Source organism: Citromicrobium bathyomarinum, from assembly GCF_021021475.1.
Taxonomy (GTDB): domain Bacteria; phylum Pseudomonadota; class Alphaproteobacteria; order Sphingomonadales; family Sphingomonadaceae; genus Alteriqipengyuania; species Alteriqipengyuania bathyomarina.
This window is the reverse complement of record NZ_JAINWL010000003.1, coordinates 444440-463681: the sequence shown is the minus strand read 5'-3', so window position 1 is coordinate 463681 and position 19242 is coordinate 444440. Positions and strand designations below refer to the sequence as shown.

At 65.9% G+C, this 19242-nt stretch carries 22 protein-coding genes; 10 read left to right on the top strand and 12 right to left on the bottom strand.

Annotation, left to right across the window (positions count from 1 at the left end; all coding sequences use genetic code 11):
- Nucleotides 1-182: 182 nt before the first annotated feature.
- The 3 genes from K7H93_RS13960 to K7H93_RS13950 form a co-directional block, all read right to left on the bottom strand.
- Nucleotides 183-332 carry a hypothetical protein gene (locus K7H93_RS13960; protein ID WP_156313799.1) on the bottom strand — a complete coding sequence of 50 codons (150 nt, stop codon included), beginning with the start codon at nucleotides 330-332 and terminating at the stop codon, nucleotides 183-185.
- A gap of 117 nt (nucleotides 333-449) precedes the next feature.
- The gene (locus K7H93_RS13955) at nucleotides 450-1712 is read right to left on the bottom strand and encodes a cation:proton antiporter (protein ID WP_230784124.1); all 1263 of its coding nucleotides are present in this window, start codon (nucleotides 1710-1712) and stop codon (nucleotides 450-452) included.
- A gap of 62 nt (nucleotides 1713-1774) precedes the next feature.
- Nucleotides 1775-3178, bottom strand: a complete 1404-nt coding sequence (locus K7H93_RS13950; RefSeq protein WP_230784123.1) for a M20/M25/M40 family metallo-hydrolase — start codon at nucleotides 3176-3178, stop codon at nucleotides 1775-1777.
- Between the two features lie 145 nt (nucleotides 3179-3323).
- On the opposite strand from K7H93_RS13950, the gene K7H93_RS13945 reads away from it, so the two are divergent.
- Nucleotides 3324-3731 (top strand): hypothetical protein, encoded by a 408-nt coding sequence (locus K7H93_RS13945; protein WP_230784122.1) that lies wholly within the window; start codon nucleotides 3324-3326, stop codon nucleotides 3729-3731.
- A 13-nt stretch (nucleotides 3732-3744) separates the two neighbouring features.
- Here the strand turns inward: K7H93_RS13945 and K7H93_RS13940 are convergent, their stop codons facing one another.
- From K7H93_RS13940 to K7H93_RS13930, 3 genes are read right to left on the bottom strand one after another with little or no spacing between them, the layout of a single operon-like run.
- Complete coding sequence (locus K7H93_RS13940) at nucleotides 3745-4242, bottom strand: DUF427 domain-containing protein (RefSeq protein ID WP_230784121.1); 498 nt, start codon at nucleotides 4240-4242, stop codon at nucleotides 3745-3747.
- A 16-nt stretch (nucleotides 4243-4258) separates the two neighbouring features.
- Nucleotides 4259-5338, bottom strand: coding sequence for a L,D-transpeptidase family protein (locus K7H93_RS13935; protein WP_230784120.1), 1080 nt, complete (start codon nucleotides 5336-5338; stop codon nucleotides 4259-4261).
- 38 nt (nucleotides 5339-5376) lie between these two features.
- Nucleotides 5377-6306, bottom strand: coding sequence for an NAD(P)/FAD-dependent oxidoreductase (locus K7H93_RS13930; RefSeq protein ID WP_230784119.1), 930 nt, complete (start codon nucleotides 6304-6306; stop codon nucleotides 5377-5379).
- A gap of 113 nt (nucleotides 6307-6419) precedes the next feature.
- Between K7H93_RS13930 and ettA the strand changes: the two genes are divergently transcribed.
- Nucleotides 6420-8093: an energy-dependent translational throttle protein EttA gene (gene ettA / locus K7H93_RS13925; protein WP_230784118.1), complete on the top strand. Its 1674-nt coding sequence runs from the start codon at nucleotides 6420-6422 to the stop codon at nucleotides 8091-8093.
- A complete protein-coding gene (locus K7H93_RS13920) occupies nucleotides 8093-8296 on the top strand; it encodes a hypothetical protein (RefSeq protein WP_230784158.1) in 204 nt (67 codons plus the stop codon). Before ettA ends, K7H93_RS13920 begins: the two co-directional genes overlap by 1 nt.
- A 181-nt stretch (nucleotides 8297-8477) precedes the next feature.
- Here the strand turns inward: K7H93_RS13920 and K7H93_RS13915 are convergent, their stop codons facing one another.
- Complete coding sequence (locus tag K7H93_RS13915) at nucleotides 8478-8789, bottom strand: GIY-YIG nuclease family protein (RefSeq protein ID WP_269060260.1); 312 nt, start codon at nucleotides 8787-8789, stop codon at nucleotides 8478-8480.
- A gap of 306 nt (nucleotides 8790-9095) precedes the next feature.
- Here K7H93_RS13915 and K7H93_RS13910 point away from each other — a divergent pair, with 306 nt between their 5' ends.
- Nucleotides 9096-9674 (top strand): TMEM165/GDT1 family protein, encoded by a 579-nt coding sequence (locus K7H93_RS13910; RefSeq protein ID WP_230784116.1) that lies wholly within the window; start codon nucleotides 9096-9098, stop codon nucleotides 9672-9674.
- Between the two features lie 182 nt (nucleotides 9675-9856).
- The gene (locus K7H93_RS13905; RefSeq protein WP_230784115.1) at nucleotides 9857-11620 is read left to right on the top strand and encodes a methyl-accepting chemotaxis protein; all 1764 of its coding nucleotides are present in this window, start codon (nucleotides 9857-9859) and stop codon (nucleotides 11618-11620) included.
- Between the two features lie 69 nt (nucleotides 11621-11689).
- Here K7H93_RS13905 and K7H93_RS13900 read toward each other — a convergent pair whose 3' ends face one another.
- Together K7H93_RS13900 and K7H93_RS13895 are read right to left on the bottom strand one after the other, a co-directional pair.
- Nucleotides 11690-12214 (bottom strand): DUF1214 domain-containing protein, encoded by a 525-nt coding sequence (locus tag K7H93_RS13900; protein WP_230784114.1) that lies wholly within the window; start codon nucleotides 12212-12214, stop codon nucleotides 11690-11692.
- Nucleotides 12132-13112: a DUF1254 domain-containing protein gene (locus tag K7H93_RS13895; protein WP_230784113.1), complete on the bottom strand. Its 981-nt coding sequence runs from the start codon at nucleotides 13110-13112 to the stop codon at nucleotides 12132-12134. The genes K7H93_RS13900 and K7H93_RS13895 overlap by 83 nt, the downstream gene beginning before the upstream one ends.
- Before the next feature lie 66 nt (nucleotides 13113-13178).
- On the opposite strand from K7H93_RS13895, the gene K7H93_RS13890 reads away from it, so the two are divergent.
- The 3 genes from K7H93_RS13890 to K7H93_RS13880 all read left to right on the top strand — a co-directional run bounded on the left by K7H93_RS13890 (nucleotide 13179) and on the right by K7H93_RS13880 (nucleotide 14814).
- Nucleotides 13179-13838, top strand: a complete 660-nt coding sequence (locus K7H93_RS13890; protein ID WP_230784112.1) for a TetR/AcrR family transcriptional regulator — start codon at nucleotides 13179-13181, stop codon at nucleotides 13836-13838.
- Nucleotides 13828-14109, top strand: coding sequence for an acylphosphatase (locus tag K7H93_RS13885; protein ID WP_230784111.1), 282 nt, complete (start codon nucleotides 13828-13830; stop codon nucleotides 14107-14109). The genes K7H93_RS13890 and K7H93_RS13885 overlap by 11 nt, the downstream gene beginning before the upstream one ends.
- 204 nt (nucleotides 14110-14313) lie before the next feature.
- Nucleotides 14314-14814 (top strand): hypothetical protein, encoded by a 501-nt coding sequence (locus K7H93_RS13880; protein ID WP_230784110.1) that lies wholly within the window; start codon nucleotides 14314-14316, stop codon nucleotides 14812-14814.
- Nucleotides 14815-14821: 7 nt separating this feature from the next.
- On the opposite strand, the gene K7H93_RS13875 is transcribed toward K7H93_RS13880, so the two are convergent.
- Both K7H93_RS13875 and K7H93_RS13870 read right to left on the bottom strand, forming a co-directional pair.
- Complete coding sequence (locus K7H93_RS13875; RefSeq protein WP_230784109.1) at nucleotides 14822-16183, bottom strand: chloride channel protein; 1362 nt, start codon at nucleotides 16181-16183, stop codon at nucleotides 14822-14824.
- A gap of 33 nt (nucleotides 16184-16216) precedes the next feature.
- On the bottom strand, nucleotides 16217-16786 hold the full coding sequence (locus tag K7H93_RS13870; protein WP_230784108.1) for a pyridoxamine 5'-phosphate oxidase family protein: 570 nt from the start codon (nucleotides 16784-16786) through the stop codon (nucleotides 16217-16219).
- A gap of 211 nt (nucleotides 16787-16997) precedes the next feature.
- Here K7H93_RS13870 and K7H93_RS13865 point away from each other — a divergent pair, with 211 nt between their 5' ends.
- Complete coding sequence (locus K7H93_RS13865) at nucleotides 16998-17876, top strand: RcnB family protein (protein WP_230784107.1); 879 nt, start codon at nucleotides 16998-17000, stop codon at nucleotides 17874-17876.
- A 60-nt stretch (nucleotides 17877-17936) separates the two neighbouring features.
- On the opposite strand, the gene K7H93_RS13860 is transcribed toward K7H93_RS13865, so the two are convergent.
- Nucleotides 17937-18494, bottom strand: a complete 558-nt coding sequence (locus tag K7H93_RS13860) for a cytochrome b (RefSeq protein ID WP_230784106.1) — start codon at nucleotides 18492-18494, stop codon at nucleotides 17937-17939.
- Between the two features lie 67 nt (nucleotides 18495-18561).
- Between K7H93_RS13860 and K7H93_RS13855 the strand changes: the two genes are divergently transcribed.
- Nucleotides 18562-19242 carry a prolyl hydroxylase family protein gene (locus tag K7H93_RS13855; protein ID WP_230784105.1) on the top strand — a complete coding sequence of 227 codons (681 nt, stop codon included), beginning with the start codon at nucleotides 18562-18564 and terminating at the stop codon, nucleotides 19240-19242.

Genomic DNA, 19242 nt, shown 5'->3' with positions numbered 1-19242 from the left:
TGCATCGATCAACGGCGTACCGCGATCCGGATCTTGTGGCGCGGATCGTGCGTCCTCGAAGCGGGCTTCTTCCGGCGTGCGGTCGCTGTCGTCCTGCGGGTGGAACAGGCACCACGGGGCCGACTGGTCAGTCTGCTCCCGCGCCTGCTCGCCCCGATCTCGGGGTTGCTAGACGAGGAGAATCAAAGCCCTTGCGCGTAGGCCACGCCCAGCAGCGCCGCAGCAAGCAGCAGCAGACCGATCACGATCGCCTTGCCGAGCGTCTTGCGGTCGCGGCGGCGTTTGAAATAGGCTTGGCGACCTTCTTCGGTATTGGGGATTCGGCTGGCCAAGGGTCGCTCCTAACAAGTTCGCTGAAAAACCTTACTTTTGGGGCATTTGACAAGTCAAGTTAGAGAACCTCTTAAACTGTCAATCGCGTCGATCATCGAGGCATCAGCGCGGACCGCTCAGGTCGGCTCGCTTGGCCGCTCGCCTTCGTGGGTCGCCGCCCACACCACGCTGCCCGCGCTGAAGCCGTGGACGATGGTCGATAGCAGGATCGTGAAAGTGACCGTCGCCCACAGCGCGCCCTCGTCCACCAGGTTCAGCTGGCCGCCGGCGTAGGCGAGGTAATAGATCGAACCGATCCCCCGCACCCCGTAGAAGGCGACCACCCCGCGCTGGCGCAGCGACATCGGATCGCCCCACAGGGCCAGCATCCCGCTGATCGGGCGGATGATGAAGATCAGCGCAACGCCCAGCAGCGCGTGCTGCCAGTCGAGATAACCCAGCAGCGCCGGAATCGCGCCGCCCAGCAGCACCAGCAGCACGGCGGTAACCGAGTGTTCCAGCGCGCTCGAAAAGCTGTGCAGCCGCCCATGATACTCATGCTCCGCCTCCTTGCGGCGCAGCACCAGCCCCATGAAGAAAGCGGCGATGAAGCCATAGCCCTCAATCAGTTCGGTCAGGCCATAGGTGACCAGCACACCGGCCAGCGCGATCACCCCGGTTCCGGCATTGGCCAGCGGATTATCTCCCGGAAGAGTGAACAGCACCCGGCCGAGAACCCATCCGGCGGCGCAGCCCGCAATTACGCCAACCGCGATCTTGTACACGACGTAAAAGCCCAGCCATTCGCCGATCCACTCGCCCACCCCACCAGTCGCCGCGACGATGAAGATCGCCAGATAGACGAAGGGGAAGGCCAGCCCGTCGTTCAGGCCAGCCTCGGTCGTGAGTGCGAATCGGACCGGGTGTTCGCCCCCTTCGAGCGGCGGGCCGACCTGCACGTCGGCGGCCAGCACCGGGTCGGTCGGGGCCAGCACCGCCGCCAGCAACACCGACCCGGCGAGCGACAGACCAATCCCCAAGCCCAGCACGACCACCGACAGGATGCACAGCGGCATCGCGATGGTTAGCATCCGGATGGTGGTGTTCCAGAGGTTGTGGCCGCGGATCTTGTCAATCCGGAGGCCGGTGCCGAACAGCGCGATGATCACCGCGAATTCAGATGCCAGTTCCCACACGCGCGGCCTGTCGATCGGGTTCAGCGCGTCGGGCACGCCGGGCAGCAGCCCGAAAACGGCCAGCCCGCCCAGAATCAGCAGGCCCGATGCGGCCGGCTCCCGCCCCCGGAAATAGCGCGGCAGCCAGTAGGCGGCGATGATCGCCAGGCCGCAGCCGGTCAGCAGAATGTGGTAGGGGTCGAAACCGAAGGTGGCCTTGTCCATGGGTCCCCAACGCACGGCAGGCGGGTCTGGGGCCGGCTATCCCGCCAGGCCCCCTCGCCCCGTCACTCCGCCGGCTTGAACGGCTCGCGCGTGTTGGCGAGAATGCCCGCCACCTGCGTGTACACCGCCACGTTCTGGCGCAGCTGCGCCGGGTCGATCTTGTCCAGCGTATCGTTGTTGGTGTGGTGCAGGTCGAAATAGCGGCTGCCATCCTGCTGCAGATCGATCAGCGCCCCGCCCTGGTCGCGCACGATGTTGATATCCGCACCGCCGGTGGCGACTTCGCGCGAGGGTGCGACGCCGAAGCGGGCGACGGCCCGCGCCAGCTTGCCGTAGAGATCGGGGTTGGAGGCGGTGAAATTGCTGTCGATCCGCCAGATTCGGTCCGCGCCGAAATCGCTTTCGATACCGACCGCGATCGGCTCGTCGATATGTGCCTCGGAATAGGCGGTGCTGCCGAACAGGCCGACTTCCTCTGCCCCGGCGAACAGCACGCGGATGGTCCGCAGCGGCTGACCCGCCTTGGCGACGTTGAGCGCGGCGGCCGCCACGATCCCGCAGCCTGCGCCATCGTCGAACGCGCCGGTGCCGTTCCACCAGCTGTCGAGGTGACAGGCGAGCAGCACCGGCGGCAGCGAGGGATCGCGGCCGACGATCTCGCCGACCACGTTGCCGCTGGTCGCCTCGCCGATCACGCGCGGGGTCAGCACCAGCTTCATGGTGATCGGCTTGCCGCCCCCGGTTTTCGCCGCGCGGGCGAACATCCGCTCCAGATTGTCGGCATCCGGGTTGGACAACGCGCCTGCCGGAGTCGGCGCAACGCCGTCGGGGAAGCTGGTGCCGCCGGTATGCGGCGTACGCTCGGTCTCGGTGCCGATGGAGCGGATCACGGTCGCGACGGCGCCCTTGCTCGCGGCGAGCCCTGCGCCGGTCCAGCGAACCGGCCCGGCAAAGCCGTAGCCCGAGCCATCCTGGGTCGGACGCATATCGTGACTGATGAAGGCGATCTTGCCGGTCAGCGAACCTTCGGGCGCGGCGGCGAGATCGGCGTAGCTGGGGAAATAGACCACTTCGGCCTCGATCCCCGCTTCGCCCGTGCTGGCGCTATTGCCCAGCGGCACGATCATCAGGTCTTGCGCATAGGGCGCGGTGACGCGTGCGGTCGCGTTACTGCCGGGCACCCAGGTCTGCATTTGGTAGGGTTCGTCGGCGACATTGCGGAAGCCATTGGCGCGAAGCCATTTCACCGCCCAGTCGCGCCCGCGCTGTTCCGCTTCGGTGCCCGCCTGACGGGGGCCGACCTCGGTGGTGATCCCTTCGACGAAGTCCCACGCGGCGGTGTCGCTTGCCAGCGCCTCATCGGCCACTGCGGAGAGCCGGTCGGGCGCCTCCTGAGCAAGAGCGGGAGAAGCCGAGAACGGGGCGGCGAGCGAGAGCGCAGCGAGCGCGACGAGCGAAGTTTTCATGGCCCGCAGCGCTAAGCCACTCGCCACGATCTGCCAAGCCTGTCGACAGTCGGAGGTGTTTTTGGGGAAGCCTGCTTGACGCGCCCTGCAAGCAGGCTTTAAACGCTATTGCGAAGCACTCGCAATGATAGACAGGGCTCAACCGATGACTTTGCACACGCTGCTCGCAACCCCCAACCTCGACGATGTCGCGGCGATCCACGCTCGGCTGGTGTGCGCAATGCGCTACGTCCACCTCGCCCGGTGCGAGGGCAAATATAGCTGCCGCACGCTCGCCGCGCAGATCGGTACGCCGGACGCGGTGCGCCCGTTTCACGTCTTCATGGACGAGGCTGGCAGGGCATGGCCCGAGCCGATCGCGCTCAACCGGCCGTGCCAGATGGCACTGAGCTATGACGAGATGCTGCTGGTGGACCTGTGCACCGCCGCCGCGCGCAACGAACGCGGCGTGTTCGACGAGCTGGTGGAGGACATGATCGGCCGCGCGGGCCGCAATTCGATCTGGACCGCCGCGCGTCGGCTGATGAGCACCGTGGTGGTGATCGTGCGCTAGGCGCTCCGGCCAATCACCAGAAGCGGCTGCCGGGAACGCCCTTGAACGGGCCGACCACCCGCGACGTGATCCACCCTCCATAGAATTCGCCCGGCTGCGGGGTCACGACCTCTCCATCCACTGTGATCCGGTCGAACGGTGCGGGGTAGAAGGCGACGTGGTCGGTCAGGATGCGAAAACCCGGCGTGGGGTCGGAATAGCTCCAGCCGACCTTGGCCAGCCGATCGCCCCCGGCGACGACATCCCAGTAGCGCGCCTGCCCCTTCCACTCGCATAGCGAGCGGCCCGGCGCGGGCTCCAGCACGCCATTGGTGATGTCCTGCGGGGGAATGTAGTACTGGGGCGGGTGACTGGTTTCGAGCACGCGGATCGCGGCCCGCGTCTCAGCGACCCGCACACCGCGATGCTCGATCACGATGTGGACGTCGGTCGGTTCGGCAATCGCGGGGCGCGGATAGTCCCACACGCTTTCCTGCCCCGGGCCGGGCGGGATCGGATCGGGCCGTTTCATGCGGTGCACCTGCCGGTCATGCGAACACCACCTTGGTGCCCTTCTCGATCGCCTTGGCGAGCGCGGCGGCATTCCAGTTGGTCAGCCGCACGCAGCCGTGGCTCTCTCCCTTGGCGATGAAGTCCGGGTCCGGCGTGCCGTGGATGCCGTAGCCGTCCTTGGTCAGGTCGATCCATGTTCCGCCGACCGGATTGTTCGGCCCCGGCGGGAGGATGAAGGTGCCGTCCGGCCCCCACTCCTGCTTGTCGCCATCGAACGTGTAGTTGGGTTCGGGCGCGACGGTGTTGACCGCCATCGACCCGCTCGGGCTCGGGAATTCGACGCTGCCGATGCTGGCGGGGAAGCTGGCGACGATCTCGCCCGCGTCATCGAACGCGACCAGCCTGCCCTCGTTTTTGCGCACCTCGAGCTTGGCAATATCGGCGGGCACCTTCTCGTTGCCGTGGCTCACGATCACCAGCTTCGTGCCGGCCTTGCCGAAATCGGCGTCGGGGTTGAGCGTCTGCAGGAACCCCGCGTCCATATGGAACCGCTCGGCCAGCATCTCCAGCGGGGTTTCGTAGCCCAGTGCATCCATTTCGGCCATGTCGGCGAAGTCTTCGGGCAGCTTCTTAAACGGCCCATTCGCGTCCTTCTCGGTCACGGTGTAGGTGCGGAAGACATCGCCGCTCGTCTCGTCGAACAGCGCCTGCAGCAGCTTGCCATCGACCCCGCCATCGGCGGACATTCCATGCGCCTCGCGAAAATAGCGGATCGCGCTGTCGGTATTGCCGCCGCCGAAGCCATCGATCACGCCGGGCGCGTGGGCCGTGTGGTCCAGCATCACCTGCACCGCGATCATCTCCGGCGTGCGGTCGCCCAGCATCTCCTGCGTCACGCCGTCGGGCAGTGTGAGCGAGAGCTTGCCATCGCTCACGCTCGCTTCCGGCTCGGCAGCGGTGCGCGGATCGTCGTAGCCGCCGGTCGCGGCAGGCGTCTCAGCCTTGCGCTGGACAGGCGTCTGTTCATCCTTGTCGGTGTCGGTTCCTTGCAGGCCGCAGCCCGCCAGCGCGGTGAGGGAAAGGGCGAGGCACAGCGGGCTGAATATCCTGTTCATGCCACCCGAACGGCGGCAGCGCGCAAGCCGTTCCCCGACTAACCTGCGATGCGCCGGGCCAGCGCCAGACCGGAGAGAAACGCGTTCTCGACCCGCGGGCCCGACAGCCAGTCTCCGCACACGCCGATGCGCAGCCCAGCGTCCCACAGCGCGCCCGCATCGTTCTTCTCGCACTTGGCATAGCGCCAGCGGTGCGCGCTGCTGAACAGGACCGGCGGCAGATCGCCGACCGCGCGGGCGAAATGGGCGAGCAGTTCCTCGCCGACATTCTCCGCCTCCCGCTCCAGCTGGGCGCGCGACCAGCGCGGATTGGCCTGAATCACCCAGCATTCCTGGTCCGCATCGCGCCCCGGCTTGGCCGAGTTGCGCGCCGCCCAGCCGATCGCGCCTTCATCGGCCAGAGTGTCGGGCGCGTCGACCCGGCTCTCGAACGCGACCATCGCGGTCCAGCACGGTTCGCTTTTCACATCGCGCGCATCCTCGGCGAAATCGGGTGCGTGGACGGCGAGCAGCGGCGCCGCCTGTTCGGCGGGGACCGCGATCACCACCGCGTCGAAGCGGTCGTCGGGTGCGCCCTCGCCCTCCAGCCGCCAGCCACCGCGATCGGGCACCAGCCCCGCAATCCGCGTGCCGAAGCGCACCTCCAGGGCCTCTGCCATCGCCCGGATCGGCGCGTTCATCCCCGGCGTGCCGACCCATGCGCCTTCCTTGGCGGCGGGCCAGGGCGCGACGATGCCATCCGCCTCCCACGCGCGCACCTGCGTCTGGAACGCCATCTCGCGCGCGGTGAAATATTGCGCGCCGTGATCGAAGCGGAAGGTCGCCCCGTCATGCTCCACCCGGCGAGTCGCCATGCGCCCGCCCGGCCCGCGCCCCTTGTCGAACACCGCGACATTGTGGCCCGCCTCGACCAAGCGAGAGGCGCATGTAAGCCCGGCCATTCCGGCCCCGATAACTGCAACGTGCATAGAACATCCTGTCGTGTGGGTGCGCGGGCGGGCGGACGCTTGCCCCCTCGCCCCTTCGCGCCTATCTCACCGCCCAATTCCCGAACCCGACAGATTGATCCGAAGGACCCACGATGGCCGCGCAATACGCCTACGTCATGAAGAACATGACCAAGACCTTCACCGGCGCCCCCAAGCCGGTGCTGAACAACATCAACCTGCAGTTCTACCAGGGCGCGAAGATCGGCATCGTCGGGCCCAACGGCGCGGGCAAGTCGACCCTGATGAAGATTATGGCCGGGATCGATACCGATTACGCGGGCGAAGCATGGCCGGGCGAGAACATCACGGTGGGTTACCTGCCGCAGGAGCCCGAGCTCGACCCCAACAAGACCGTCCTCGAAAACGTCAAGGACGGCGCGCGCGAGACTGCCGACATGGTCGAACGCTTCAACCAGATCGGGATCGAGATGGGCGAGGAAGACGCCGATTTCGAAGCGCTGAGCGAAGAGATGGCCGAGCTGCAGGACAAGATCGACGCGGTCGATGGCTGGACGCTCGACAACCAGCTCGAAATCGCGATGGAAGCGCTGCGCTGTCCGCCCTCTGACGCCTCGGTCGAGAACCTCTCGGGTGGTGAAAAGCGCCGCGTTGCCCTCACCCGCCTGCTGATCCAGAAGCCGGGCATCCTGCTGCTGGACGAACCGACCAACCACCTCGACGCTGAGTCGGTCAACTGGCTCGAAAACCACCTCGCCGAATATGCCGGCGCGGTGCTGATGATCACCCACGATCGCTACTTCCTCGACAACGTGGTGGGCTGGATCCTCGAGCTCGATCGCGGCTCGTACTACCCTTACGAAGGCAATTACTCGACCTACCTCGACAAGAAGGCCAAGCGCCTTGCGCAGGAAGAGCGTGAGGATTCTGGCCGCCAGCGCGCGCTGTCCGAAGAACTCGAATGGATCCGGCAGACGCCCAAGGGCCGCCAGACCAAGTCCAAGGCGCGCCTGCGCAAGTTCGAGCAGCTGCAGGACGCGCAGAGCGACCGCAAGCCGGGCAAGGCGCAGATCGTCATCCAGGTGCCCGAACGCCTCGGCAGCCAGGTGATCGAGGCGCACAACATCTCGAAATCGTTCGGCGACAAGCTATTGTTCGAAGACCTCAGCTTCACCCTGCCCCCCGGCGGCATCGTCGGCATCATCGGCCCCAACGGCGCGGGCAAGTCGACGCTGTTCAAGATCATCACCGGTCAGGAAGAGCCGGACTCAGGCACGATCAAGATCGGCGACACCGTGCACCTGGGCTACGTGGACCAGAGCCGCGACGACCTGACGGCGAGCAACAATGTGTGGGAGGAAATCTCCGACGGGCTCGATTACATGAAGGTCAACGGCCACGACATGAGCACGCGTGCTTACGTGGGCGCGTTCAACTTCAAGGGGCAGGACCAGCAGAAGAACGTCGGCAAGCTCTCGGGCGGCGAACGCAACCGCGTGCACATGGCCAAGATGCTCAAGGAAGGCGGCAACGTGCTGCTGCTGGACGAACCGACCAACGACCTCGACGTGGAAACCCTGCGCGCGCTGGAAGACGCGATCGAGAACTTCGCCGGCTGCGCCGTGGTCATCAGCCACGACCGCTTCTTCCTGGATCGGCTGGCGACGCACATCCTCGCCTTCGAGGGCAACAGCCACGTCGAGTGGTTCGAGGGCAACTTCGAGGCTTACGAGGAAGACAAGCGGCGTCGTCTGGGCGATGCGGCGGATCGGCCTACAAGGCTGGCGTACAAGAAGCTGACGAGGTGATGAAAGTCGAGGTCTTCGCGGGAGAACATGGCGATACACTGCTCTTTGCAGGCAATTTCCCCGCGATGCCTCGGATTGGTGAAACAATCTCGAGGGACGCTGGTGGCTATTTCGAGTATTTTGACGTGACTGGCGTTTGGTATCGTCAAGACGGCGAATCTGGCCGGTTCAACGCCTGCGTTTCTGTGAAGTTGAACGACTAGCTCGCAAGAGAGTGTCGTCCAAAGAAGCCTGATCCCGGCTCGGGGGCCGGGATGACGTTGGTGGGTGTGTAGCGCCTATCCATCCCCGTCGGCCCGTGCTTGACACGGGCCAGGGCTTCTTTTGGCTTGGCGGGGAAGAAGGGGAGCCTTGGGCCGTGTCGAGCACGGCCCGACGATGTTGCTAGGGGCGTGCGTTATCCCCGTCGAACCATACCTCCCACAGGTCATTCCACTCGGGGTTCTCCGCCTCGATTAGTGCGAATTTCCATTCGCGGCGCCATTTCTTGACGAGTTTCTCGCGGGCGATGGCGGCTTCGATATCCTCGTGGCTTTCGGCGTAGACGAGCAGGGTCGTCCCGGTCTGCGCCACGTGATCCGAGCCTTTGCCGCTGCGGTGCTGGTGTACGCGCGCGATCAGGTCTGCGGTGACGCCGACATACATTCCGCCGCGATAGCGGTTGGCCATGAGGTATACCCAGCCGCCCTTTTCCATCTGGGCATTATGCCGGAGCGCGTGGTTGAAAAGAAGCCTTGGCCCGGATCAAGTCCGGGCCGACGAGATGGTGAGACCTTGCCCCCCGCCCTCCCCGCCGCTAACCAGCGCCCGTCATCTGGGGAGTAGCCCGCCGCCGCCCACGCGCAGCGGTTCCCTCGCGTCAACATACTCGGCCGAGAGGTCGTGGCGCAGGGGCGCGGAAGTGTCCGCACGGGCAAGACCAATGGCACCTGACTTCCACCTGGCCGGGCGGGAGGTCATGTGCCGTTGCTGTCTTGTTCGCCCGGCCCGGAGATACGCAAAGTGGACGCCATCCTCACCTCTACCGCCGTGGTCGCGCTGGCCGAGATCGGCGACAAGACCATGCTGCTCGCCATCGTGCTCGCCGCGCGGTTCCGTGCGCCGGTGCCGATCATCCTCGGGATCCTCGTCGCCACGCTCGCCAACCACGGCATTGCCGCCTTCCTCGGCCACGCGATCGCGGGCCTGCTCGATGGGCAGTGGTTCCGTTATGCGGTGGGCGTCGGCTTCGTCGCGATGGCGGCGTGGACGCTGGTGCCGGATAAATTCGAGGACGACGACCAGCCCAGGGTCGGTCGCTTTGGCGCGTTCCTAACCACAGCAATCGCCTTCTTCCTGGTCGAGATCGGCGACAAGACGCAGATCGCCACCATCGCGCTGGGCGCGCAGTTCGGCAACGTGCTGCTGGTCACCATCGGCACCACGCTGGGCATGATGCTGGCGAACGTCCCCGCTGTGTGGTTCGGCAACGCGATTATCGAGCGCGTATCGCTCAGGGCCGTGCGGATCATCGCCGCGCTGCTGTTCCTCGTCATCGGGCTGTGGGTGATCGCTCAGGCAGCCGGAATGCTCGGCGGGTAAGCGGCTCACAGGATGTCGCGAGGGGCCGATTAACCCTCTGGGAACAGGCTGTTGCAGGCGCATGCGGGGGGCAGCCACTTGGTCTGCCACCGAAGAAAATGGCGGCCTTCCGCCAAAAAGGGCGCTTCTCATCTAAAATGGACGGGTATTTCCCAGTTCCATTGCAGAGAAGATCCTCCCGGATGACCCTGAAGCTAAAGCTCTTTGCCTGCCTCGCGATCCTGAGCGCCGCCCTGTTGGCGCTCGCAGGGGCCTTCTATCACACCGCGCAGAACAACGAGGCGGCCTTTTCGACTATCCTGGTCGACCGCGTCGAGCCGCTCGAAGACCTCAAGACGGTCGCTGACACCTATGCGGTGCTGATCGTCGATAACGCGCACAAGGCGCTCAACGGCAATATCGGCTACGCTGAAGCGGAAAAGAACGTGCGCGAGGGCGAGGCGGCGATCAAGAAGGCTTGGGCATCCTATCGCGCGACCGAAATTCTCGGCGAAGAGGAAGTGCTGGCGAAGCAGGCAGAAGTGCGGATGGCGGCTGCCGACGCGGCTGTCGTGCGGCTGGAAGCACTGCTGGAAGCCCGCAATTCTGACGCGCTGAAGCGCTTCGTCGATAACGAACTCTACCAGACCATCGATCCGGTGTCCGAGAGCATCGCGGCGCTGACCAAAATGCAGATCGACATCGCCAGCGATGTCACCGGGCAGGCGCTGAGCGAAACAAACGTCGCGCTGACCATCGCGCTGGTACTCGCCATTTTGGCGGTCGCGGCGATCGCGATCTCGATCTTCATCGTCACCCGTAAGGTCGTCCACCCGATCACCAACCTGTCGAGCGTGGTGCACGACCTCGCCAAGTCGGGCGACGGCCAGCTGCCGCACCTCGAACAGAAGGACGAGATCGGCGACATGGCCCGCGCGATCGACGCCTTCCTGAATGCCGTGCTGGAGAAGGACCGGGCGGCGGCGGCGGCGATCGCCCGCGAACAGAAGATGGTCACCGATACGCTGGCCGAAGGTCTCTCCGCACTCGCGGCGGGCGATCTGACCGCCGAGGTGACCGCAACCTATCCGCCGGCCTATGCCAGCCTGAAAGCCAACTATAACGAAGCGGTCAAATCGCTGCGCGGGCTGATCGAACGCGTCACTAAGGGGACCGATTCGATCCGCCTGAGCTCCAGCGAAATTGCGCAGAGCTCCGAATCGCTCGCCCGCCGGACCGAAGCCAACGCCGCCAGCCTGGAAGAAACCTCCGCCGCGCTCGCCCAGATGAACGACCGGATCTCGCGCGGGGCTGCTGCGGCCAAGGACACCGCCCACAGCGCCAACGAGGCCAACGGCGTCGTGCACGAAGGCCGCTCGCTCGCCGAAGAGGCGATGCAGGCGATGGGCCGGGTGCAGGAAAGCGCCGAGGGGATCGACACCGTGATCGAAGGGCTCGACAAGATCGCCTTCCAGACCCGCGTGCTCGCGATGAACGCCGCCGTCGAAGCGGGCCGTGCGGGCGAAGCGGGCCGCGGCTTCGCGGTGGTCGCCGATCTCGTCTCCGCGCTCGCCATGCGGGCCGAGGAAGAAGCCGGCTCCGCGCGCGAACAGCTGACCACCACGCAGGAAGAGGTCGGCAACGCGGTGGGCCGCGTCCAGCGCGTCGATGCGGCACTGGAACAGATTTCGACCAGCGTGGGCAATGTGAACCAGCTGCTCGATACGATGGCGGCGGACAATCAGGCGCAGGCCTCGGCCATCTCCGAAATCGTCTCCGCCGTCACCGACATGGACACCTCCACGCAGCAGAATGCGGCCATGGTCGAGGAAACCTCGGCAGCATCGCGCCAGCTGGCGTCCGAGGTGACGACCCTGGCCGAAGAAGCCGGCCATTTCCGCACCCAGGCCGGCACGGCGAAACCGATGTCCTTCGCACCCGCGGCAAGCACCGCGATGGTGCACTAGGCCGGGGCAAGATAGCGCGCGCGTACCCAGCCGGGGGGTAGGAACTGGGTCCGCGCGCGCGGCTGGCCGCTAGCCCTGCTTTGCCAGCGGCGGGACACTCCAGCTGCCGTCGATCACCGGCTCTTCTGGTCGATAGGTTCGGAAGATCGCCTCGAAAGGCCCTTCGGGTGTCGGCACCCAGACCACGTCCTTCTCCTCCGGGCGCTCGCGCGAGAGGTGGAGGACGATCGATCCGTCGGAGCGTTTCACCAGATCGGACGAGCCCGAATTGATCGAATGCCGATCGATCGGCACCTTGAAGAAGAACAGCCGCCCGTCGGCATCGGGCTGGTACACGCTCAGCGACCAGAACGCCTTCACCGGCACGCCTGCGGGCGGGATCACCATCCGGTAGGAAGACGTGCCGCTCAGCGCGTCGCCCGCGGCATCGGTCTCGGTCCGGAAATAGCGGGCATCCTGCGTCTTGAGCGCGCCGAAGCCGATCAGCGCGATGGCGGCGCGGACCAGGTCGTTATTGCCATAATCGCCCAGGATCAGGGGCGGCGCGTTCCAGCCCGGCTTGTCCTGCGACCGCGAGAGCCCCTTGCGCAGCATGTCCAGCGAACGGGGCAGCCACGGCGCGCGAACGCAGGGATAGGCCGTCCCACACGCTCAGATCGCCCGGCACGATGCCCTTGTCCGCGAACTTCGCGGCGCGCGCGACCTGCGGGTGGCTCGGCGAACGGCCGAGCACTTCGTTGGTCAGGGCGAGGAAGCTGTGCGGTTCCATTTCGGACGGCGCGAGCGTGGTGAAGAGCAGCGGCTTCGACTTCGTATCGACAGGCTCCACCACGATCCCGCTCTGGACCGCGCGCGCTGCATCGAGATCGTCCACCCCGGCCACGAAGGTGCGCGCCAGCAGCCACACATCGTTCGACGGCATGCGGATCACGTCGGGGCCGTCCTTCACCGGGCTGTCGGGCCCGACGATAAGGTACGTCCCCGCCCTGCCCCCATTCTCCGCATGGCCCACCATGGTCTGGTCGGTGAACATGTCCATCAACGCGACCGACAGATAGCGGTCGCCCGAGTCGGGCAGCGTCAGGCGCACCGGAGTCTTGGAAAGCTCCAGCACCGCCGAGGTATAGAGCGTGTCGTTGTTCGGCGCGGTGACCGAGCGGATCCTCTCGTCTGCCAGATCGCGCACATGGATGTGCCGGTTGATGAGCACGTTGGTATCACCCGCCCGCTTCGCAGCATCGGCCAGCGCCTCTTCGGATACCAGCGTATCGCCGACGTCGATCTGGCCTGAGAGCGCCTGCATCGACCGGGCGAATTCATACGGGCCGAAAGCGTAGAAGAACGCGTCGATCACCGTCCCGTCGACCGCGCCGGTCAGCTGGTCCTCGCGCGAGTTCGGGTCCGGCTGGATCGACGCACAGCCGGGCAATGCGATGAGCGATGCTGCGGACAGATTGAAAAGCGCAGCGCGGCGGGTGATACCATGACGCATGAGAATGATCCTTTCGCCCAAAAAACCTGACTTGGCATTATATGTACACCCGTACATATACGAAGCATGACGAGCGAAGGTCAAGACGGATCGGCCCCGCGCCGCGGACGGCGGACGGCGGATGCCCCCGCGGGGCGCGATGCGCTGCTGCGTGCGGCGACGCGGTGCTTCGCCGATAACGGGTTCGAGGCGGCGAGCGTGCGGATGATCGCCAGCCGCGCGGGGGCGGCACCCAACCTCGTCGCGGTCCATTTCGGCAACAAGGGGGGGCTGTGGCTCGCCTGCGTCGATCTGCTGACAGAGACCTTCGCGCCGAATATCGCCGCGCTGACCGCGATGGCGAACGACGCAAAGACGCCATTGCGCGAGAGGCTGCGGCTCGCGATCGGCATGACTGCAGGCTATTACGACCGCCATCCGGATCTGCGCGGCTTCGTCGCGCGTGCCAGCGTGGAGCCGCCGCCGCGCAGCGACATTGTCTCCGAACGGCTGCTGAAGCCTTTGTACGAAGCAGCCCGCCCACTGATCCAGCAGGGGATCGACGCGGGCATCATTCCGATCGGCGATCCGGCGATCGTCTTCGTGATCCTCAACCTCTCGCTCGGCCAGCCCGATCGCGTCGCCTCCGCGCTCGCGCTGCTGTCCCCCGGGCATCCGGTGGACGAGACTGCCAGCCGGATGGGCGAAGCCATGGCGCAACTGCTGCTGGGCAGGGATGGCGGCTAGTATGCAGGTCGCCCGTCACCTGATCCTGCATGGCCGCGTGCAGGGCGTGTTCTACCGCGACTGGACGGTGCAGACCGCGCGCTCGCTGGGCCTTGCGGGCTGGGTCCGCAACCTTCCCGACGGCACGGTGGAGGCACATCTGGAAGGCGAGGAGACTGCCCTCGCCCGGATGATAGAGGCGATGCACGATGGCCCGCCGCGCGCTGCGGTCGACCGGATCGACGAGCGCGATATACCAGCCGAGGGGTTCGAACGCTTCGAGCGGCGCTGAAGCGGTTTTCCTACTCGCCCCGCGCGCGCTAGGTCGGCGCCATGCTCTTGCCGCGACGATGCCCTGCCCCTGTCTGGAAGGCGGGGCATGCACAGGGGAGTTTTTCTTACCCCTGGACTGTGTGTCAGGTGTGTCAGGCTGGCGGGGGGCAGACCCACAATTGTCGGTTTCGGAGCTTTGCCTGCGCTCAACCGCTGCGGGGGCATGGCATACAAACACACGCTTCTATGGCCCCTCCTCAGCTTCCTCGTCTTCTGCCTCATCGGCCTCGGCGCGCGTCAGGCGATCGGCACCGTCTATGGCGCGGCCGAAGCGCGCGACCTGCTGGAGGCGCTCAGCCGCGCGGGGCTCTACCTCGGCTCGGCAATCGCGACCGCCTCTGCCACCACGCTCGCGCTGATGCTGACGCTGATCGGCATGATCCGCCGGATAGAGACCGACTTCGACCGCGATACCTACAAGCAGGTCACCCGGATCGCAGTGCTCTCGACGGTGACGCTGATGATCAGCTTCCTCGTGCTGCTGGCCTTCACCCTGCCGATCGGCGAGTTCGAGAACCTGCCGAAGGGCTGGTACAACTACCTCTACACCGCGCTGTTCGCGCTGACCGTGGGGATGGTGGCGCTCGCCTCGGCCAGTGTGACGATCGTGTTCATGACGATCCGCTCGATCGTCTCGCACATCACCCCGGGGGACGATGTCTAGCGGGGCCTCAGCTGCCCTTGGTCGGCTTGGCGTCGGTCGCGGCTGGCGCGTCGTCGCCCTCGCTGTCGCCCTTGCCCGGCAGGAAGTCCCGCGAAAGCGCGTGGTAGAGCCGTTCCTTGCACACCATCGAGCCGGCCCAGTCACCGATCAGCGCGGTCGCGAACAGCGGCAGGATCGCGTGGCTGGAGCTGGTCGCCTCGCTCAGAATGATGACCGAGGTCAGCGGCGCGCGAACCACGCCGGTGAAGTACCCGCCCATCCCGATCAGCACGATCAGCCCAGCCTGTTCGGGCGGGAAAAGCGGGGTCAGCAGCTCGCCGAAACCGGCACCAACCGCCAGCGATGGAGCGAAGATGCCGCCCGGAATGCCGCTGGCGGTGGTCGCCAGTGCGGCGAGGAACTTGGCCGGACCGAACCAGTATTCCGCGTCCGCTCCGGTCAGCAGATCACGCGTCGGCTCGTACCCGGTGCCCGAGGTTGCGCCCGCCGTCAGAAAGCCGAGCACGCCGACCACCACGCCGCAAACCAGCGCGGTCGCCAGCGGACGCGCTTTGAGCCGGGAGGCAAAGCGCCCGCCCGGCCCCCGCAGTGCGAGCACCGCGCGCGAGAACAGGCCGCCTGCCGCTCCGCCCAAAAGCCCCGCGATCGGCGCGGCGATCAGCACGGTCACGATCGGCAAACTGCCGCCCAGCTGGCCGAAATAGACGTAATCGCCGGAGATGCCCTGCGCGGTCAGACCGGCGATCATCACCGCACCCATTACCAGCACCGCGACCCGCTGTTCGTAGGCGACCGAAAGCTCCTCGATCGCGAAGGCGATCCCTGCGAGCGGCGTGTTGAACGCCGCGGCCACGCCTGCGGCACCGCCAGCGATGTACACGCCCGCGCTTGCCTGGACGCGGAACAGGCGGTGGACCTGAACCATGATCGCCGCACCCAGCTGCACGGTGGGGCCTTCACGCCCGACCGATGCCCCGCCCAGCAGCGCGGCGACGGTCAGCACCGCCTTGAACAGCGCGGTGCGGATCGCGACCAGCCCGGCCATCGCCGCACTGCCCGGCATGCGGCTGGCGGCAATCACCTGCGGAATGCCCGATCCGCGTGCATCGGGGGCAACCCGGTTGGTGATCGCGACGATCGCGACGAACACCAGCGGTGCGGAAACGAGATAGACCCATGGATGTGCGGCGGTGGTGCGGTTGAACAGCTCGGACGCATGGTCGCCCGCAATCGCGAAGCCGATCGCGACCAGGCCGATCAGCACCGCCCCCACCAGGGTGGCGGCACGGCGGCTCCAGTCGCTCGCGCTGATCAGCTCCTCGCCCATGCCCGGCAACAGATCTCTGGCAGGCAAGTGGGGGCGCTTCATGCTGCCTCCCCTATGGCAAGCAGCGCGCGCGGTCTAGGGCGTCACCCACCGCGCAGTGCCTTGCGCCAGATCGAACTGGGCGCGGCAATGGCCATCATGCGCGAGATGGAACCAGTCGAGCCGGGTCAGCTCGACCAGCAACACCGCGAAGTGCTCGCGCGCGGGGATCAGGTCCTCGTCGCTCGGCTCGGGGCCTTCGAACTGCGGCGGCAGGCCGGAGGATGCGGTTTGCGCGACCGTTCCCGGCCCATCGCCGAGGTAACAGCGGCGCGCGAAGTTGTTGCCCGCCTCCCACGCCGCCTGCGCGACCGCACTGTCACGCTCGATCCGCGCCTGCCCCTGCACGCGGATCTGCACTTTCTCCGCCTTGTCGTAGAACAGCACGCCGATTCGCGGATCGGCCTCGATCACGCCGACCTTGGGCGCGCGGGCATCGGTGTGGAAGCGCAGCGTCCACGGATCGAAGGCGCGCAGCACCATCACCCGGGCATCGGCATCCCCGGTTGCGATCACCGGCGTGTGCATCGGCGAGCGGCGATCGCGTGCCGCACGCTCCAGCCGCGCCTGCGCATCGCCGCGGACCTTGTCGAGACTGTCGAACATTGCCGCGATCAACACATGGCGCAGCGGCGCATGTCAATGTCCCGTGAAAATAGCGTCATTCATCATTGCGACTGGAAATATGAACAAGGAACCCTAACTCCGGTTCAGAAACGTGTCAGGCCGTATCAGGCATGTAATACATACGGACAAAGGGGCCGCCTGGTGGGTGCGGCGCGAATGGTCCATCGCCATGAAGGGAACCGCTAGCACCATGTATAATCCAACAGATCTTTTTCGATATGGCGGGCTGACTGCGCTCGGCCTCGCGCTCGCCGCGACCGGCCTGCCGGCCAACGCCGCCGTCGCTCCGGCACCGGCCAACCGGGTTTCGACCTATCTTCAGGCCGACACCCAGTTTGCCGGGCAGCCCTCGCGCGAAGAGCGTCGCGCCGAGCGTCGCGAGGCACGCGGCAACAGGGGCGATCGTTCGCAGATCCGCGAGCAGCGTCGCGAGGCGCGTCAGCAACAGCGCCGCGAAGCACGGCAGGACAGACAGCAGACGCGCCAGCGTTCTGCGGCCGAGCAGCGGGCGTGGGACGCCCGGATGCAGTCGCGCGAGAACTACGCCCGCGAGCAGCGCCGCGAGGCGCGTCGGGACGTACGGCAGGACCGGCGGGAAGATCGTCGCGATGCGCGCCGTGACGCACGCCGCGATTATCGTCAGGATGCGCGGCGCGATTACCGCCGCGATGCCCGTCGGGAAGCACGGCGGGACTATCGGCAGGATGCGCGCCGTGACTATCGGCGTGATGTCCGCCGCGAGGCGCGCCGCGACTATCGCCGGTGGAACCGCAGCTGGCGGAACGACAACCGCTACAACTGGCACCGCTATCGTGCGCAGAACCGGCGGCACTACAACCTGGGCCGCTATTACGCGCCCTATCGCAACTACAGCTATCGCCGGATCGGGATCGGCTTCTCGCTAGGCAGCCTGTTCTTCGGCAGCCGCTACCAGATCAACGATCCTTGGAGCTATCGCCTGCCGCAGACCTACGGCCCCTATCGCTGGGTCCGCTATTACGACGATGTGCTGCTGGTGAACACCTATACCGGCGAAGTGGTCGACGTGATTCACGACTTCTTCTGGTAAGCGTTCGCTCTCCCAAAAACGGACGCCCCGTCGATCAGTGCGATCGGCGGGGCGTTTCGCTTACTGGCGCGCTTTTCCGCCAAAAGGCAGCATCCGGAAGATGCCCAGATCCTTGTCGATGAAGGTATGCTTCAGCGCGCCCAGGATGTGCAGACCGATCAGGTAGATCATGATCGTGCCCGCGGTCTTGTGAACATCGAAGATGGTGCCGCCCAGATCCTTGTTCTCGCCCACCGGCAGTACCGGGATGGTGAAGATGCCGAAGAAATCGATCGGGCGATCGAACATCGAAGTCGCGAGCCAGCCGCCCAGCGGCAGACCGATCAGCAAGACGTAGAACAGCACGTGAGTCGTCCGCGCGAGCATCCGCTCCCACGGTGCGTAGTTGTTCGGCAGGCTCGGCAGCGGGTGCGTCAGGCGCCAGGCGATACGGCCCAGCGTAAGCGCGAGGATCAGCATTCCCAGCGCCTTGTGATTGGCGAAAACAGCGCCCTTCTCTGCGTCCGAGAGATTCTCCGCGCTTTCCGCGATCCGCCAGTTCACGATCACCAGAATGGCGATCAGCCAGTGAAAGATCATCGCGCCGATGCTGTAGCGCTTCTGGTTAGCTGTGCTCATGCTTGCTTCCCCTCACATGTGTTCCCGCTGTCTAGCGGGCACGCGGTGCACTTGCTAGAAAACTTGCATGACAGACTCGACCACAAAGCCCGCCAAAGTGCCCGATCAGGATGCCCTCGCCAAAGTCGGCGAAACCGTCCGCAAGCGGCTCGACGCCGATCCCAAGGCCTACCGCGTTCCGACGGACAAAGCGGAAATCTACGCCGTGGGCGAATTCCTGACGAGCAACGAATGTCGCAAGCTGGCCGGAATGATCGATCAGGTCGCCCGGCCCAGCTCGCTCTACGAAGGCACTTACAAGGACGGGTATCGCACATCGTACTCGGGCAATTTCGACCGCGACGACCCGATGGTGAAGATGGTCAGCCGCCGGATCGACGATTGTCTGGGCCTGCCCGGCAAGTTCGGCGAGACGATGCAGGGCCAGCGCTATCTGCCGGGCCAGCAGTTCAAGGACCACCACGACTATTTCTATCCGGGCGAGGATTACTGGAAGCAGGAGAGCAAGAATGGCGGCCAGCGCAGCTGGACCGCGATGATGTTCCTCAACACGCTGAAGGGCAGCGGCGCGACCGCCTTTCCCAATTGCGGTATCCAGATCGAACCCAAGGCCGGCGTCCTGCTGGTCTGGAACAACGCCAACCCCGACGGCACGCCGAACGAGGATACGCTGCATGCCGGCACGCCTGTCGCGTCGAGCGCGAAATACGTCATCACGCGCTGGTATCGCACCCGCAAGTGGGGCTGA